General features: G+C 76.1%; 17 protein-coding genes and 1 pseudogene. 6 read left to right on the top strand and 12 right to left on the bottom strand.

What is annotated here, in order from left to right; translation table 11 throughout:
- Positions 1 to 131: 131 nt before the first annotated feature.
- The 3 genes and pseudogenes from CP974_RS02775 to CP974_RS02765 form a co-directional block, all read right to left on the bottom strand.
- The gene (locus CP974_RS02775) at positions 132 to 1,148 is read right to left on the bottom strand and encodes a hemolysin family protein (protein WP_031128208.1); all 1,017 of its coding nucleotides are present in this window, start codon (positions 1,146 to 1,148) and stop codon (positions 132 to 134) included.
- Entirely contained in the window at positions 1,145 to 2,695 is a 1,551-nt protein-coding gene (locus CP974_RS02770; protein WP_223844338.1) for a hemolysin family protein, read from the bottom strand. The genes CP974_RS02775 and CP974_RS02770 overlap by 4 nt, the downstream gene beginning before the upstream one ends.
- 404 nt (positions 2,696 to 3,099) lie before the next feature.
- Positions 3,100 to 3,561 (bottom strand): annotated as a pseudogene (locus tag CP974_RS02765) (GNAT family N-acetyltransferase); the annotation flags it as partial.
- A 69-nt stretch (positions 3,562 to 3,630) separates the two neighbouring features.
- Between CP974_RS02765 and CP974_RS02760 the strand changes: the two are divergent.
- Both CP974_RS02760 and CP974_RS02755 read left to right on the top strand, forming a co-directional pair.
- Positions 3,631 to 3,882, top strand: a complete 252-nt coding sequence (locus CP974_RS02760; RefSeq protein ID WP_051838850.1) for a hypothetical protein — start codon at positions 3,631 to 3,633, stop codon at positions 3,880 to 3,882.
- Between the two features lie 16 nt (positions 3,883 to 3,898).
- Complete coding sequence (locus CP974_RS02755) at positions 3,899 to 4,270, top strand: hypothetical protein (protein WP_031128212.1); 372 nt, start codon at positions 3,899 to 3,901, stop codon at positions 4,268 to 4,270.
- A gap of 383 nt (positions 4,271 to 4,653) precedes the next feature.
- Here the strand turns inward: CP974_RS02755 and CP974_RS02745 are convergent, their stop codons facing one another.
- The 5 genes from CP974_RS02745 to bioB all read right to left on the bottom strand — a co-directional run bounded on the left by CP974_RS02745 (position 4,654) and on the right by bioB (position 9,127).
- On the bottom strand, positions 4,654 to 5,334 hold the full coding sequence (locus CP974_RS02745) for a class I SAM-dependent methyltransferase (protein ID WP_031128213.1): 681 nt from the start codon (positions 5,332 to 5,334) through the stop codon (positions 4,654 to 4,656).
- 113 nt (positions 5,335 to 5,447) lie between these two features.
- Positions 5,448 to 5,792 carry a VOC family protein gene (locus CP974_RS02740; protein ID WP_031128214.1) on the bottom strand — a complete coding sequence of 115 codons (345 nt, stop codon included), beginning with the start codon at positions 5,790 to 5,792 and terminating at the stop codon, positions 5,448 to 5,450.
- A 39-nt stretch (positions 5,793 to 5,831) separates the two neighbouring features.
- Positions 5,832 to 6,554: a dethiobiotin synthase gene (gene bioD, locus CP974_RS02735; RefSeq protein ID WP_031128215.1), complete on the bottom strand. Its 723-nt coding sequence runs from the start codon at positions 6,552 to 6,554 to the stop codon at positions 5,832 to 5,834.
- 1 nt (position 6,555) lies between these two features.
- Positions 6,556 to 7,851 carry an adenosylmethionine--8-amino-7-oxononanoate transaminase gene (locus CP974_RS02730; protein ID WP_031128216.1) on the bottom strand — a complete coding sequence of 432 codons (1,296 nt, stop codon included), beginning with the start codon at positions 7,849 to 7,851 and terminating at the stop codon, positions 6,556 to 6,558.
- Positions 7,844 to 9,127, bottom strand: a complete 1,284-nt coding sequence (bioB, locus tag CP974_RS02725) for a biotin synthase BioB (protein WP_031128217.1) — start codon at positions 9,125 to 9,127, stop codon at positions 7,844 to 7,846. The genes CP974_RS02730 and bioB overlap by 8 nt, the downstream gene beginning before the upstream one ends.
- Before the next feature lie 142 nt (positions 9,128 to 9,269).
- Here bioB and CP974_RS02720 point away from each other — a divergent pair, with 142 nt between their 5' ends.
- The gene (locus tag CP974_RS02720; RefSeq protein ID WP_031128218.1) at positions 9,270 to 10,442 is read left to right on the top strand and encodes an 8-amino-7-oxononanoate synthase; all 1,173 of its coding nucleotides are present in this window, start codon (positions 9,270 to 9,272) and stop codon (positions 10,440 to 10,442) included.
- Positions 10,443 to 10,622: 180 nt separating this feature from the next.
- Positions 10,623 to 11,051 (top strand): ATP-binding protein, encoded by a 429-nt coding sequence (locus tag CP974_RS02715; protein WP_031128219.1) that lies wholly within the window; start codon positions 10,623 to 10,625, stop codon positions 11,049 to 11,051.
- Between the two features lie 172 nt (positions 11,052 to 11,223).
- Here CP974_RS02715 and CP974_RS02710 read toward each other — a convergent pair whose 3' ends face one another.
- From CP974_RS02710 to CP974_RS02700, 3 genes are all read right to left on the bottom strand, one after another.
- Positions 11,224 to 11,724 (bottom strand): C40 family peptidase, encoded by a 501-nt coding sequence (locus CP974_RS02710; protein ID WP_031128220.1) that lies wholly within the window; start codon positions 11,722 to 11,724, stop codon positions 11,224 to 11,226.
- Between the two features lie 504 nt (positions 11,725 to 12,228).
- Positions 12,229 to 12,543 (bottom strand): hypothetical protein, encoded by a 315-nt coding sequence (locus CP974_RS02705; protein ID WP_031128221.1) that lies wholly within the window; start codon positions 12,541 to 12,543, stop codon positions 12,229 to 12,231.
- Positions 12,540 to 13,157, bottom strand: a complete 618-nt coding sequence (locus CP974_RS02700; RefSeq protein ID WP_031128222.1) for an ATP-dependent Clp protease proteolytic subunit — start codon at positions 13,155 to 13,157, stop codon at positions 12,540 to 12,542. The genes CP974_RS02705 and CP974_RS02700 overlap by 4 nt, the downstream gene beginning before the upstream one ends.
- A 56-nt stretch (positions 13,158 to 13,213) precedes the next feature.
- On the opposite strand from CP974_RS02700, the gene CP974_RS02695 reads away from it, so the two are divergent.
- Positions 13,214 to 13,489, top strand: a complete 276-nt coding sequence (locus CP974_RS02695; RefSeq protein WP_031128223.1) for a type II toxin-antitoxin system Phd/YefM family antitoxin — start codon at positions 13,214 to 13,216, stop codon at positions 13,487 to 13,489.
- Positions 13,490 to 13,898: 409 nt separating this feature from the next.
- On the opposite strand, the gene CP974_RS02690 is transcribed toward CP974_RS02695, so the two are convergent.
- On the bottom strand, positions 13,899 to 14,672 hold the full coding sequence (locus CP974_RS02690) for a lysophospholipid acyltransferase family protein (RefSeq protein ID WP_051838851.1): 774 nt from the start codon (positions 14,670 to 14,672) through the stop codon (positions 13,899 to 13,901).
- A gap of 369 nt (positions 14,673 to 15,041) precedes the next feature.
- Between CP974_RS02690 and CP974_RS02685 the strand changes: the two genes are divergently transcribed.
- Positions 15,042 to 15,884 (top strand): YhjD/YihY/BrkB family envelope integrity protein, encoded by an 843-nt coding sequence (locus CP974_RS02685; protein WP_051838852.1) that lies wholly within the window; start codon positions 15,042 to 15,044, stop codon positions 15,882 to 15,884.
- Positions 15,885 to 15,962: the final 78 nt, after the last annotated feature.

The raw sequence follows: 15,962 nt of genomic DNA, 5'->3' as shown, positions 1-15,962 counted from the left end.
CACTCCGGGGACCCCTGCCGGACCCCCGTCCCCGCCCACCGGGGACGGGGGCGAAGCCGTCGCGGAACGACCGCGCCCCGCCCGTCGGACCGGCGGTCCGTACGGGCGGGGCGCGGGGCGCGCGGCGGCCGTCAGGCGGCCGGGCCGCCCACCAGTTCCCGCAGGACGTCCTCCATCGTGACGAGCCCGGCCAGGCGGCCGTCGTCATCGATGACCGCCGCCAGGTGCGCGCGGCTGCGGCGCATCGCCGTCAGCACGTCGTCCAGCGGTGTCGCGGCCCGCACCCGGGCGATGGGGCGCATCGCCGACACGGGCAGCGGCTGGTCGCGCGGTATGACGTCCAGGGCGTCCTTCACGTGCAGATAGCCCAGGATGCGCCGGGACGGGTCCACCACCGGGAAGCGGGAGAACCCGGACCGGGCGGCCAGCCGCTCCACCTCGTCCGGCGTGGCGCCGACCTGCGCGTACACCACCCGCTCCAGCGGCATGACCACGTCGCGCACCGGGCGCCGGCCCAGCTCCAGCGCGTCGTGCAGCCGCTCGGCGGCGCGGTCGTCCAGCAGACCCGCGTCACCGGCGTCGGTGACCATCCGGGCCAGCTCGTCGTCCGAGAAGGTCGCGGCCACCTCGTCCTTCGCCTCGACCCGCAGCAGCCGCAGCAGCGTGTTCGCGAAGGCGTTGATCGTGAAGATCACCGGCTTCAGCGCCCGCGCCACGGCCACCAGCGGCGGGCCGAGCAGCAGCGCGGTGCGCACCGGCTCCGCGAGGGCCACGTTCTTCGGCACCATCTCGCCCAGCAGCATGTGCAGATACGTGGCCACCGACAGGGCGATCACGAACGAGACCGGGTGCACCAGGCCGTCCGGCACCCCGACCGCCTCGAACACCGGCTCCAGCAGGTGCGCGATGGCCGGTTCGGCCACGATGCCGAGCACCAGGGTGGACAGGGTGATGCCCAGCTGGGCGGCGGCCAGCAGCGCCGACACGTGCTCGAGCCCCCACAGGACGCTGCGCGCCCTGCGGTTCCCGGCCTCCGCCTCCGGCTCGATCTGGCTGCGGCGGACGGAGATCAGGGCGAACTCGGCGCCGACGAAGAAGGCGTTGAGCACCAGCGTCAGGAAACCGATCAGCAACTGCACGGCGATCATCGGCCGGCCCCCTCATCCGAGGCACCCGTGTCCGCGGCGCCGTGCTTCGCGGCGCCGTGCTTCGTGGCGCCGCGGTCCGTGGTGCGCGCGACCGGGGTGCCGACGTGCCGCCCACCGCCGCGCCGCGAGGCGCCCGCGCGCGAGCCGCTCCGGGCGGCGGCGGGGCCGGCGGGCGCGCCCGCCTCGACACCGCTCGCGGGGCGGGACGCCGGGTGGTCCTCCGGGTCCTCCGGGTCGGCGCCGGCGACGGGCGCGTGCAGGGTGACGCGCGCGGCCCGGCGCCCCGAGGCGTCGACCACGTCCAGCAGCCACCCGGACACCTCGACGGTGTCCCCGACCTCCGGGATGCGGCCCAGCTCCGTCGCGACGAACCCGGCCAGCGTCTCGTACGGGCCCTCCGGGACGTTCAGCCCGATCGGCCGCAGCTGGTCGGTGCGGGCGGCCCCGTCGGCCGACCACAGCAGCCGCCCGTCGGCGTCCTCGCCCGCCCGCGCCAGGTCCGGCGTCTCGTGCGGGTCGTGCTCGTCGCGCACCTCGCCGACGACCTCCTCGACGATGTCCTCCATCGTCACCACGCCGGCCGTGCCGCCGTACTCGTCGATGACGACCGCCATGGTGGCCTTGCCGTACATCCGGTCGAGCAGCCGGTCCACGGTGAGGCTCTCCGGCACCAGCACCGGCTCGCGCACCAGCTCGACCACCGGCGTCCGGTGGCGGCGGTCGGCGGGCACGGCGAGGACGTCCTTGATGTGGGCGGTGCCGATGACGGTGTCCAGGCTGCCCCGGTACACCGGGAAGCGGGACAGGCCCGTCGCGCGGGTCGCGTTGGCGACGTCCTCGGCGGTGGCCTGCGCCTCCAGGGCGGTGACCTGGACGCGCGGCGTCATCACGTTCTCGGCGGTCAGCTCCGCCAGGTTGAGCGTGCGGACGAACAGCTCGGCGGTGTCCGCCTCCAGCGCGCCCTCCTTCGCGGAGTGGCGCGCCAGGGCGATCAGCTCCTGCGGGCTGCGCGCGGACGCCAGCTCCTCGGCGGGCTCCATGCCCAGGCGGCGCACCATGACGTTGGCGGTGTTGTTGAGGTGGCTGATCAGCGGCCGGAAGACGGCGCTGAAGACCCGCTGCGGGGTCGCGACCACCTTCGCCACCGCGAGCGGCGACGAGATGGCCCAGTTCTTCGGCACCAGTTCGCCGACGACCATCAGGACGACCGTCGACAGGGCCGTGCCGAGGACCAGGGCCACGGAGGAGGCGACGGACGCCGACATGCCGAGGTCCCGCAGGGGGCCCCCGATCAGGCGGGCCACGGACGGCTCGGCGAGCATGCCGACGACCAGGTTGGTCACCGTGATGCCGAGCTGGGCGCCGGAGAGCTGGAACGTCAGGGACCGCACGGCCTTCAGGGCCCCGGCCGCGCCGCGCTCGCCGCGCTCGACGGCCCGCTCCAGCGCGCCGCGCTCGACCGTGGTCAGGGAGAACTCCGCCGCGACGAAGAGGCCGCACGCCAGGGAGAGCAGCAGCGCCACGAGGAGCAGCAGCACTTCCGTCATCGGGTCACCTCCGTCCCATGGTCGGTCAGAGGCGGGAAGATCGCGCGATGTCGACGGCGGTTCGTACTACTGGGAGGCTCGCCCATGGGCGGACGCTCACACACCTTTCGCTTACGGTCGGAAACGTCCGACCATGGTAAAGGACCAGCAAAACGACGTCACAGCGGATCGGGCCGGGGCGAGTCGTCACACTCTGTCACGGCTCGCCCCGGCCCGTCATGGCGTGCCGGTCCGTCCCCCCCCCGGCCCCCCTCCGGGCCCGCCCCGGCCCCCCTCCCGGCCTGTTCTCCTCCCGGCCCGTCACCTCCGGCCCCTCACCTCCGGCCGGTCCCTCCGGGCCGGTCCCTCCGGGCCCGTCCCTCCGGCCCTGTCCCGGCCCGGCCCGTCGCGGTCGTCGGGGCCCGTCACGGGGCCAGCGGCTTCACCCACCTGCTCCACTGCCCCTGCGGCGCGTACCCGGCCGCCCGCCACGCGGGGTGCGCCGCCGTGTTCCGGTCCAGCACCATGGCGTCGGCCCGCCGCCCGCCCAGCCGGGCGAACCGCTCCTCCGCCGCCGCGAGCAGCGCCGTCCCCACGCCCCGCCTGCGCAGCTCCGGGTGCACGGCGAGCCGGTACAGATGGCAGCGCCACCCGTCGAACCCGGCGATGACGGTGCCGGCGAGCCCGCCGCCGGCGGACTCGGCCAGCAGCAGGGCGCCGGGGTCGCGGGCGACGAGCCCGGCCACGCCGTCACGGTCGTCGCTGATGCTCACGCCCTCGGCGGCCACCTTCCAGAAGGCCAGGACGGCGTCGAGGTCGGCCGGTCCGGCGGCGCGTATCCGCAGATCATCCATGCGGGGCATCCCACCACCGCGTCCGGTGCGGCGTCGAGCCGTTTCCCTCCCACCGCCCTCCCGCCCTTGCCGGTGCTAGCAGGATGGCGCTAGCGTGGTCGGGTGGCGAAGACTCAGCTGAACGTACGGGTGGACGAGACGACCGCCGAGGCGGCACGGCGCAGGGCGCGACAGCGGGGGGTCAGTGTGAACCGGTACATCGAGGAACTGGTCCAGCGCGACGCCGGCGAGGCGGGCCGCACCTTCGTGGACGCGGCGGCCGACTTCATGAAGCAGTACGAGTCGGTCTTCGCGGACGAGTTCCGCGGCGACCCCGTGCTCGGGCCGAGGCCCCGCCCGGAGGGCGGCCGGTGAGGGCGGCCGTCCGCGTATGAGCGTCTCCATCGACCTCGCCTGGCTGCTGATGGTCGCCGAGCAGAAGGCCCCGGGCGACCCGCAGGTCGCCGACTGGGGCGCGCTCGTCGCCGCCGTCAGCCGCCACGACGCCGAGATCTTCGGCATCGCCGTCTACGACGACCCGCACACCAGGGCCGCCGCCTTGCTCCAGCTCCTGATGCACATACCGGCGCTGGGGCACTCCAACGCGCTGTTCGCGTCGGCCGTCGCCTACGGCTACCTGCTCGCCTCGGGGCTGCGGGTCACCACGTCCCCGGAGCGCGTGCGGGAGCTGGCGCGGCTGGTGAAGGACGGGGCGGCGGACGTCCGCGACATCGCCGGCGAACTGGAGCGCTGGACCCACTGACGAGCACGCCGCGCGGCCCGCTCGGGCGCGGCCCGCTCCCGGCCGCCGTGACGGACGGGGCGGCCGTGCGGAAGGCGCGGCGGGTTCGCCGGACGGGTGAGTACGCGTGGCTCGCGTGCCTGAGTACCCCCGCGGATACGCGGTGCGCGGCCCCGCCGGTTTCCTTGGCGCCATGACCAGCGCACCGACACGCCGCATCACGCCGAGGCGGCTCGCCCCCCTCGGCGCGGTCCTCGCCGGGACCCTGCTGCCCCTGGCCCTCGGCGTCCTCCTCGCCAAGGCGATGGCCGCCGACCCGATGACCCCGGTCAACGCCCTCGTCACCAACGGCGGACGGGCCCGGATCTCCCCGGCCGACCTGCGCGGCTGCGGGTACGGGGGGCTCAGGCGCCGGGCGCGGGACGCCGTGCGACGCCCAGGACGGCGGGTGAGGACGGCAGCGGAAGACCCCGCTCGGGAAGGCGCAGCCGCCGGTACGTGACGATCTCGAACCCCGCGGCCTCGATCGCGGCGAGCGGGTCGCGCGCCGTGTGGCAGCCGCCGAACAGGCGGGGCCACACCGTCGCGTCCAGGCCCCGCTGCACGGCCGCCGCCGCCCGCCCGCGCGCTCGCCCGTGCTCGAAGAACCGCAGCTCACCACCCGGCTTGAGGACCCGCCGCAGCTCGGCGAGCGACCGCTCCACGTCCCTGACGCTGCACAGCACCAGCGACGCGACGGCGCCCTCGAACGCCTCGCTCTTGACGGGCAGCGCCTCGGCGGTGCCCGGCACCACGTCGACCGGCACCCCGGCCCGCAGCCCCGCCTCGGCGGCGAGCCGCCGCAGCACCCGCTCCGGTTCGATCGCGACGACCTCGGACACGGCCGCCGGGTAGTGCGGGAAGTTCAGGCCGTTGCCCGCGCCCACCTCCACCACCCGCCCGGACAGCCCGTCCAGCAGCTCCCGCCGCAGCTCGCCGACCCCGCCCTTCGTCTCGGCCGCCACGCTCAGGCGCGCGTAGAACCGGGCGAACAGCGGATGGCACACGGCGTCCCGGCCGCCCGTGCCCGACCTGTGCTCCGTCATCGCGGACCTCCTGTCGACAGTGTCCGGCAGCCCCGTCGGCCCGGCGGCCCCGTGGCACCGGGAGTACGGGCGGACACGGGGATTGTGCCCCGCCCGGCGCCCGCGAGCGCCCGTCAGCCGCGCACGAAGCAGAACTCGTTGCCCTCCGGGTCGCGCATCACCTGGTAGGCCCCCTGCGGGTCCCGCACCGGACCGCCGACCCGCACGGCGCCCAGGGCGACCGCCCCGTCCGCCGCCGCCGCCACGTCGCCGCCCGCCAGGTCGAGGTGGAGCCGGTTCTTCACGGCCTTGCCCTCCGGCACCCGCTGGAAGGCCAGGCGCACGAAGCCGGGCGGCTCCACGTACGACCACCCGGCGTCCCGGTCCACGGGCTCACCGCCCAGCAGCGCGGCCCAGAACCGCACCAGGGCGGCCGGGTCCGCGCAGTCGACCACCAGTTCGCTCACCGTCGCTCGCATACCGGGCAGCGTAGGCGCCCGGCACCCCGCCGCGCCCCCTCAGACGGCGCCCGCCGCGCGGGTGAACGCCTCCGCCTCCCACGTGCCGCCCAGCGGCGCCGCCAGCCAGGAGGGCGCCGCCGACCGGAACGCCTCGGGGGCCAGCGCGCCGGCGCCCGCGGGCACCGCGCCCAGCAGCGGGGCGCCCGCCGACACCGGGAGGTCGGCCAGGTTGCACCGCTCGGCCAGGCCGGGCGCCGCCGGCCAGGAGCCCACGACCACGCCCAGCTGGACGAGGCCGCGCGTGCGCAGCGCCTCACCGGTCAGCGCCGCCGCGTTCAGCGTGCCGAGCCCCGCCGGGGCGACGACCAGCACCGGCGCGCCCAGCAGCCGCGCCGCGTCGGCCAGTGTGCCGCCGTCCGCGTCGTACCGGACCAGCAGCCCGCCCGCGCCCTCGACCAGCACCAGATCGTGCCCGGCCGCCAGCTTCCCGGCCGCCTCCGCCACCGCCTCCGGCCGCACCGGCGCCATCCCGGCCCGGCGCGCGGCGGTCTCCGGCGCCAGGGGCTCGGGGAACCGGGCCAGTTCGCGCCCGGTCACCCCGGGGCCGGCCAGCCGTACGACCTCGTCGGCGTCGCCCCGCTCGCGCGGCCCGACACCGGTCTGGGCGGGTTTCAGCACGGCCACCGAACGGCCCGCCGCACGGGCCGCCGCGGCCACGGCCGCCGTGACGACCGTCTTGCCGATCTCCGTACCGGTACCGCTCACCACCACGACCGGCATGTCAGCCCTCCCTCGCGGCCGCGCACACCGCGCGGCAGATCCGTGCCAGGTCCTCGTCGTCCGTGACGTAGGGCGGCATCACGTACACCAGATCCCGGAACGGCCGCAGCCACACGCCCTCGCGCACCGCCGCGGCCGTGGCCGCCGCCATGTCGACCGGGTGGTCGAGCTGGACCACGCCGATGGCGCCCAGGACGCGCACGTCCCGGACTCCGGGCAGCGCGCGCGCCGGCTCCAGCCCCGCGCGCAGCCCGGTCCCGATCCGCTCGACCTCCCGCGCCCAGTCCTGGGAGAGCAGCAGGTCGATGGAGGCGCAGGCCACGGCGGACGCGAGCGGGTTGCCCATGAACGTCGGCCCGTGCGCCAGCACCGGGACCTCGCCGCGCGAGATGCCCTCGGCGACCCGCGTCGTGCACAGGGTGGCCGCCATCGACAGGTAGCCGCCGGTCAGGGCCTTGCCGAGGCACATCACATCGGGCGACACCCCGGCGTGCCCGGCCGCGAACAGCGACCCCGTCCGGCCGAAGCCGGTCGCGACCTCGTCGAACACGAGCAGCACGTCGTGGGCGTCGCACGCCTCCCGCAGCACCCGCAGGTACGCGGGGGAGTGGAAGCGCATGCCGCCCGCGCCCTGCACCACCGGCTCGACGATCACGGCGGCCAGCTCGTCGGCGTGGCGGGCGACGAGGGCGCGCAGCTCGCGCGCGTACTCCTCGTCGTACTCCGCGGGGGGCGCCGGGGCGAAGACCTGGCGCGGCAGCACGCCCGTCCACAGCTCGTGCATCCCGCCCTCGGGGTCGCACACCGACATCGGCTGCCAGGTGTCCCCGTGGTAGCCGCCCCGCCAGGTCAGCAGCCGCCGCTTGGCCGGGCGGCCGGTGGACCGCCAGTACTGCAGGCACATCTTCACGGCGACCTCGACGGAGACCGAGCCGGAGTCGCAGAGGAACACGTGCCGCAGCGGCTCCGGGGTGATCTCCACGAGGCGCTCGGCCAGCCGGACGGCGGGCTCGTGGGTGAGCCCGCCGAACATCACGTGGCTCATCCGGCCGAGCTGGTCGCGGACGGCCTCGTCGAGGACCGGGTGGCCGTAGCCGTGCACGGCCGACCACCAGGACGACATGCCGTCCACCAGCTCCGTGTGCCCGCCGGCCGGCTCGGCGAGGCGCAGCCGCACCCCGGACGCCGACTCCACCACGAGCGGCTCGACCCGGCCGGGCATCGGGCCGTACGGGTGCCACACGTGCTCCCGGTCCAGCGCCAGCAGCTCGCCCGGCGTGTAGCGGGGCTCAGGCATTGGGCGCGAGGTCCGTGCCGGCGCCCCGGCGGCGCACCGCCACCAGGTCCGGCCGGGCACCGGGAACGGACGCGTCCACCGCACCGGCGTCCGCCGCGCCGGCGTCCACCGCCGCCCCGGCCGCGCCCGCCGTGCCGGCCTCGCCCGCCGTGCCGGCCGCCGCCGCCCCGGCCGCCGCGTTCCCGTCACCCTCCGACGTGCCGCACACCCCGCCGGAGCCGGAGCCGGAGCCGCAGCCCCCGCCCGTCCCGCAGCCGCCGGCCGCCGCGTCCGCGCGGTGCTCGGGCAGCGTCGTCGTCCCGGCGCCCTCCACCTCGAAGCCGGCGTCCGCGATCATCTCCAGGTCCGCCTTGCCGGCCTGGCCCTCGCTGGTCAGGTAGTCGCCCAGGAAGATGGAGTTGGCCAGGTGCAGCGCGAGCGGCTGCAGCGTCCGCAGATGCACCTCGCGCCCGCCGGCCAGCCGCACCTCGACGTCCGGGCAGACGAACCGGACCATCGCCAGGATGCGCAGCGCCCGCTGCGGGGTGAGGTTCCACTCCTTGGCGAGCGGCGTGCCCTCGAACGGGATCAGGAAGTTCACCGGCACCGAGTCCGGGTCCAGCTCGCGCAGCGAGAAGACCACGTCGACCAGGTCCTCGTCGGACTCGCCCATCCCCGCGATCAGCCCCGAGCAGGCGGACAGGCCCGCCTCGTGGGCCCTGCGCACCGTGTCGACGCGGTCCGCGTACGTGTGGGTGGTCGTGATCTCCCCGTACGTCGACTCCGACGTGTTGAGGTTGTGGTTGTACGCGTCGGCCCCCGCGGCACGCAGCCGCTCGGCCTGGCCGTCGGAGAGCAGCCCGAGGCACGCGCACACCTCGACGCCCTCGTTGTCCTCCTTGATGGCCTCGATCGTCTTCGAGACCCGGTCCACGTCCCGGTCCGTCGGCCCCCGGCCGCTGGCGACGAGGCAGACCCGCTTCGCCCCGCCCGCGATGCCCGCGGCCGCCGCCTGGGACGCCTCGTCGGGCTTCAGCCAGGTGTACTTGAGGATGCCGGCCGTCGACCCGAGCCGCTGCGAGCAGTACGAGCAGTCCTCGGGGCACAGCCCCGACTTCAGGTTGACCAGGTAGTTGAGCTTCACCCGCCGCCCGAACCAGTGGCGCCGCACCCTGCCCGCCGCGGCCACCACGTCCAGCAGCTCGTCGTCGGAGGTCGCCAGGACGGCGAGCGCCTCTTCACGGGTCGGCAGCTCACGCCGCAGCCCCTTGTCCACCAACGTGTTCAACAGGTCCATGGCGCTGATCCTGACGCACGGCGCACCCCCTGGCCAAGGAGGAACCGGACAACGGCGCCCGTCGGAGGTGTGTGGATGACCACACTCTGACCGCGCACCTTCTTGGTTAGGGTCTGTGCGCTGCCTACAAAGGGGACCACACATGCCCGAGGACGCGCCCGGCGCCGCCGTGCCCGAGGACCCGTTCGGCTGGACCGCCGACGAGGCGCGCCGCCGCGCCGCCGCGGGGCTCGTCCGCACCCTGCGCCCCCGCCCCGCCGACACGGACCTGCTGGACCTGGCGGGCAACGACTACCTCGGCCTCACCCGCCACCCCGAGGTGACCGCGGCGGCGGCCGGCGCGGCCCACCGCTGGGGCGCCGGCGCCACCGGCTCGCGCCTGGTCACCGGCACCACCGCCCTCCACGCCGAACTGGAGCGGGAGCTCGCCGGCTTCTGCGGCTTCGAGGCGGCCCTCGTCTTCTCCTCCGGGTACGCCGCGAACCTCGCCGCGCTCACCGCGCTCGGCGCGCGCGGCTCCCTCCTCGTCTCCGACGCGGACAACCACGCCTCCCTCGTGGACGGCTGCCGGCTCTCCCGCGCCGAGACCGCCGTCGTCCCGCACGCCGATCCGGAGGCCGTGCGCAAGACCCTCGCCGCCCACCCCGGGCGGCGGGCCCTGGTCGTCAGCGACTCGGTGTTCTCCGTCGACGGCGACGCCGCCCCGCTCGGGGCGCTCGCCGCGGCCTGCCGGGAGCACGGCGCCGCCCTCGTCGTGGACGACGCGCACGGGCTGGGCGTGCTCGGCGACGGCGGCCGGGGCGCCCTGCACGCGGCGGGCCTCTCCGGCGCGCCCGACGTGGTGGCCACGGTGACCCTCTCCAAGTCCCTGGGCAGCCAGGGCGGCGCCGTCCTCGGCCCCGCCCGCGTGGTGGAGCACCTGGTGAACGCCGCCCGGACCTTCATCTTCGACACGGGCCTCGCCCCGGCCGCCGCGGGCGCCGCCCTGGCCGCCCTGCGCCTGCTGCGCCGCGAACCGGACCGGGCGGGCCGCGCCCGCGCGGTGGCGGCGGCCCTGCACGCCCGGCTCACCGCCGCGGGGCTGAGCGCCGCCCGGCCCGACGCCGCGGTCGTGTCGGTGCGGGCGCCGTCCCCGGAGGCGGCGGTGCGGTGGGCCGCCGACTGCCGCGCCGAGGGCCTGGCCGTCGGCTGCTTCCGGCCGCCGTCGGTGCCCGACGGCGTCTCACGGCTGCGACTCACCGCCCGCGCCGACCTGACGGAGGAGCAGACCGACCGCGCGGTGGCCGTGGTCCTGCGGACCGCGCCGCCCTGCTGAAACCGTTCTTCTGTCGCAGCGTTCACCGCTTCGAGCGGCACTGCGCCCCCTGTCCCGGCGCGGGGCTCCCACGGGGGAGGCAACAGTGGCAGTCTGGCGCGAAGCACAGCCCGGAGCCGTTCCACCGGCCACCCACGGCATGGCGGGGTCCGGCACCGGGCGGGAAAGGGACAGCGCGCCATGGCAGACCACAGGGAAGCGTCCATCACTCTGCCGAGCGATCCCGCGTCGGTCCCGGCCGCCCGCGGCCAGGTGTCCGACGTGCTCGCCGAGTGGGGACTGCCGGCCGGGACCGACCCAGCGGAAACGATCCGGCTGATCGTCTCCGAACTGGTCACCAACGCGGTCCAGCACACCTCCGGGCGATCGCCGTTCTTCACCGTCGAGCTGCGCCTCGAACGTGACGAGCGGCTGCGGATCGGCGTCACCGACAGCCACCCGCGCTGGCCGCGGCGGCTCCCCGCGGCCGTGCAGCAGGACAACGGGCGCGGGATGGCCATCGTCCGGTGGCTGACCGCCGAGCACGGCGGCCGGATGGCGGTGACACCGACCGACGAGGGCGGCAAGACCGTCTGGATCGCGCTCCCCTGGACACCGGGACGACCCTGACCCGGCCGGCCCCGCCCGCGCGGGCTCCCGCCCCGGGGACCGCCCGCCCCGGGGACCGCCCCGGTACGGCTCCGGCCTGGTACGGCCCCGGCCCGGTACGGCTCCGGCCGGTCGGGGCCCCGCCCGCGTGCGGCTCCCCGCGGGGCGGGCGCCGGGCGGGGCCGGGCAGGGGTCAGCGCACGCGGCCGTAGGAGACCGAGCCGGTCCAGATGCGGTCGAGCTTCACCCAGGAACCGCTCTTGGGGGAGTGCCAGATCCGGTTGTTCCCCGCGTAGATGCCGACGTGGTAGACGCCGCCGCGGCCGTGGAAGAAGACCAGGTCGCCGCCGCGCCGCTCGGACTTCGCCACCCGGCGCGTCTTGTTGTACTGCGCCTGCGCCGTGCGCGGCAGCTTCTTGCCGGCCCGCTTGTACGAGTAGAGCGTCAGCCCCGAGCAGTCGAAGCGGTGCGGGCCGGTGGCGCCCCACTGGTACGGCGCGCCCTTCTTGGACGCGGCCACCTTCAGCGCCTTTCCGGCGGCGGCCGGGGCGGCGTGCGCCTCCTGGGCGGCGCCCGGCGCGACCAGCGTGCCGCCGACGGCCACCAGGGCGAGGGCGGAGGCGATCCGTGCCCTGCGGGCGGGCAGGGACGCGGGGGAGGGCGGTGCCGGGACCTGATTCTGCGTCGCGGACATGCAGTACCCTTCGTCAACCCGCCTGTGAAGGATTGCCTGTCGGGTTCGGACAGGACGAAGATGCCCGGCCGCTGACGCGGCTTCACCCCGAGGGGGACCGGTCCGCACCCTGTGCGGTGGCCGCCCCGTACTGCTCGGGTCCTCCACTCCTGCCGATCCACTCGTGTCGACCAGTCGCCCGGACGGCGGCAGGACTCGGCGTCCGCCCGGACCGCCCCGCCCGGGTGGCGGGGGCTTGTCGTCGTGACGGATCTTTCCCGCCCCACCCGGGAATCGGGGGTTGCGACGGGGCGGTGTGACCCTCGTCACTGCTGCTCCGAACGGGTGGACAGCCGTGTTTCGCCGCCGGGGCGCCCCGCAGGGCTGAGCCCCGTACCTGCGGCGTCGCGGGGTGAGCGGGGCCGGTGCCTACCGCCGGTCCGCAACTCGTCCCGTACGAAGTTCCTCCGTCCGTCTCAGCCGTTCGGGCCAGTGCCCGTCCCCCGACCGGGTCTGCGAAACCCGTCAGCCCGGCGGGTCGTGAGGCATCGTCACCCTCTCCGTGCGCCGCTCGCCGTCGAGCGCGCGCAGCGCACGCGCCAGGGTCGCGGCGTGCACCTCGTGCTCACCCCGCCGGTGCATCAGCGTCAGGGCGTCGCGCAGCGCGGTGGCTTGGGCGACGAGCGCCTGGGCCGCCCGCAGTGCGCCGTACGTGTGCGCGGTGCGGGCCGGGTTGGCGCGTCCCAGCAGGTCCGCGGCGGCCAGGTAGGCGTCCACGTAGGCGCCCTCCGCGCGTGTGAGGGCCGGCAGGGGCGGCGGTGTCGGCGGGTGCACGGTCATCCCCGCCGGGTGCGGACGACGTGGTCCACCAGGCCGTGCTCCCGTGCGCCGGTCGCGTCGAGGACGAGGTCCCGGTCGAGGTCGGCGACGACCCGGTCGCGGTCCCGTCCGGTGTGCCGGGCCAGCAGGTCGGCCAGGAGCGCGTGCTGGCGCAGCAGTTCGCGGGCGTGGACGTCCAGGTCGGAGGGCTGCCCGCGCAGAGGCTCGGCCAGTTCGGGCTGCCGGAGCAGCACGCGGGCGCCGGGGAGGGCGGTGCGCTTGCCCGGGGTGCCGGCGGCGAGCAGGACGGCGGCGGTGGAGGCGGCCTGGCCGACGCAGGTGGTCGCCACGTCGCAGCGGACGAGCTGCATGGCGTCGTAGATGGCGGTCATCGCGTCGACCGGGCCGCCGGGGGAGTTGATGTAGAGCGAGATGTCCTGGTCGGGGTCGGCGTACTCGAGGTGGACGAACTGGGCGACCACGTCGTTGGCCGCGGTCGCGTCGACGGGGGTGCCGAGGAGCACGATCCGCCCTTCGAGGAGCTTGGAGTACGGGTCGAGGGTGCGGGTGCCCCAGCTGGTGCGCTCGGTGAACTCGGGGAGGACGTGACGGGCGTGGCGGGTGTGCGGAGCCATGGGATGCCTCCATCCGTAAAAAATGTACAGGACGTACAGAAGGTTAGAATGGGAGCATGGCCTACGAGATTCCGGTGACGCAAGCCCGGGCGGAGCTCGCCGATCTGATCAACCGCGTCGTCTACGGCGGCGAGCGGGTCGTGGTGACCCGCCACGGCAAGCCGCTGGTGGCGCTCGTCTCCGCCGCTGACCTGGAGCGACTCGAGTCGGCGCCGGGGGTGGCGGACGAGCGGGCGATCGGCTCCGTCTCCGACCTCGGCGACGCGCCGTCCGCTCCCCGCGAACACCGCCGCTTCGGGATCGCGGCCGAGCACCGTCCGCCCGGCGGCTGACCGGCGCGGCGACCGCGCACCCGCGGACGCCGTGCGCTCCCACCGGGACGGGACCGGGCGCTCCGGCGTCCGGGCGGAGGTCGGCCGGCGAGGGGACGGGCCGGTACGTCTCGCGCCCCTGCGGCTCGGCGGGGCGCCGGCTCTCCGGACCGTCGGTTCTCCGGACCTACGGCCCTCCGGTCTCCGGGCGGCGCTCCACCTCGGACGGCGGTGGACGGGCCGCGCGGGCCCCGTCGGGCGCGGACGGGCGGCTGGACGCGGCGGACCGGCAGGGAGGCGGTCCGCCGCCGGGCGGGTCGGTGGCCGGCCGGCCACCGACCGGGTGGGCTGGTGGCGCGGCCGTGGCCCGGCGGATCGGAGGCGCGGCCCGAGCCCCGGCCCGGGGGCTGGCGGCGGACCGCGCGCCGGATCAGTCCCGGTGCCGCCGCCGGGCGAGGACGCGCCGGAGCCCGCGGACGCGGCCGGGCGCCTCCGGAGCGGCGGCCCCGTCGGGCGCGGCGGACGCGGCGGGGCCGGACGCCTTCACGGTGGCTGCGTACTCGTCGACGTACTCCTGCCCCGAGAGCGCGAGGACGCGGTACATGATCTCGTCCGTCACGGCGCGGACCACGGCCTTCTCGTTCTCCATCCCGGCGAACCGGGAGAAGTCCAGCGGCTCGCCGAACCGGATCGTCACCCGTCTGATCCTCGGCACGACCTTGCCCGGCGGCTGGATCTCGAACGTGCCGACCATCGCGCACGGCACCACCGGCACGCCCGCCTTCAGCGCCATCACGGCGACGCCCACCTTGCCCTTGTAGAGCCGCCCGTCGTGCGAGCGGGTGCCCTCCGGGTAGATGCCCAGCAGCTCGCCCCGCGCCAGCACCCGCAGGCCCTCGCGGATCGCGGCCTGCCCGGCCTCCTTGCCGGAGCGGTCCACCGGGATCTGGCCGGCGCTGCGGAAGAACGCGGCGGTCAGCCGCCCTTTGAGCCCCGGACCCGTGAAGTACTCCTGCTTGGCCAGGAAGGTGATGCGCCGTCGCAGGACGGCCGGCATCAGGAAGTGGTCCGAGAAGGACAGGTGGTTGCCCGCCACGATGGCCGCGCCCGTCTCGGGCACATGCTCCAGCCCCTCCGTCCTCGGCCGGAAGAGCAGCCGCAGCAGCGGCCCGAGGAGCACGTGCTTGAGCAGGAGATAGAACACGGGCTGGCTCCCTACGCTGCCGGTCCGGCCGCTGGCGGCGGCGCTCCGCCGGGCCGCACGGCACCCGCAGGCGCGGCGTGACGCCCGCGGGCCGCGCCACCGGTGATCACCTCTGATCGTACGCGCACGAACCCGGTGCCGACCGGTATGACGGAGGATCAGTCCCGCTCGCGCACCGGCCTGGCCACCGGCCCCCGGCCCCGCCGCCCCCGAGCGGACGCGCCGCCCCCGAGCGGACACGTCGCCGCGCGGGAGGGCGGTCCGGTCACCGGGGACCGGGCTCCTTGCCCTCGGGCCCTCGGGGGGGCGATCGGGTGCTGGTGGGCGCCTTCGCCGAACGGCGCGGCGCCGCCGGGGTAGGCAAGGCATATGGCGTGGTTCCACCGGATGCACGGCTCGTTCCGCGGCTCGGCCGCGGGCCGCGGGTACCGGCGCGGCAAGGACATGGAGCTGATGCACCGGGCGATGGGCTTCGCCGCGCTCGGCCTGCTGACGCTCGTCCCGCTGCTCATCGTGGTCGCGGCCACCGACCCTGCGGGCGGACAGGGCTTCGCGCAGTGGCTCGCGGAGGGCCTCGGTGTGTCCGAGGCGTCGCGGGACGAGGTGGAGCGGCTGTTCGGGACGCCCTCCTCGGCCCTGGAGTCCACGACCGGGTTCGGCCTCGCCGCGCTCGCCGCCTTCGGGGTGACCTTCGGCGGGGTCGTGCAGACCGGCTACGAGAAGGTGTGGGGGGTGCCGCCCGCCCGGTGGCACACGATGTGGCGCCACCTCGTGTGGCTCGCCGTCCTCGTCGGGTACCTCCTGCTCTCGTCCTACGTCGCCGCCCGCCCCGACGGCGCGGGCGACCTGGCCTGGCGGGCCGCGGCCGCCCTGGTCAGCGCCTGGCTGTTCTTCTGGTGGTCCCAGCGCCTGCTCCTCGGCGGCCGGGTGCCGTGGGCCGCGCTGCTGCCCGGCGCCGTGTCCACGGTGACCGGCCTGGCCGGGCTGTGGGTCTTCTCCCACCTGGTGTTCTCGCCGCTGATCGCGTCGAACGCGGTGGCGTACGGGCCCGTCGGCACGGTCCTCGTGATCCAGTCCTGGCTGGTCGGCGTGGGATTCGTGGTCTTCGGCGGCGCGCTCGTCGGACGGGTCCTGTACGAGGAGCGGTGGCACATCGCCAGGGTGGCGCGGCGGACCCTCCGGCGCGTCGCGCGGCGGGGGCCGCGGGAGTGAGACGGGACGCCGTGCGCGTGTCCCGTGCGGGGCGGCCGGCCGGGCCCGTGCGGGGCGGTCGGCCGGGAGCGCCCCGCG

The sequence above is a fragment of the Streptomyces fradiae ATCC 10745 = DSM 40063 genome, from assembly GCF_008704425.1.
Taxonomy (GTDB): Bacteria; Actinomycetota; Actinomycetes; order Streptomycetales; family Streptomycetaceae; genus Streptomyces; species Streptomyces fradiae.
The sequence above is the reverse complement of the archived record's forward strand: the minus strand, read 5'-3'. Positions and strand labels throughout refer to the sequence as shown.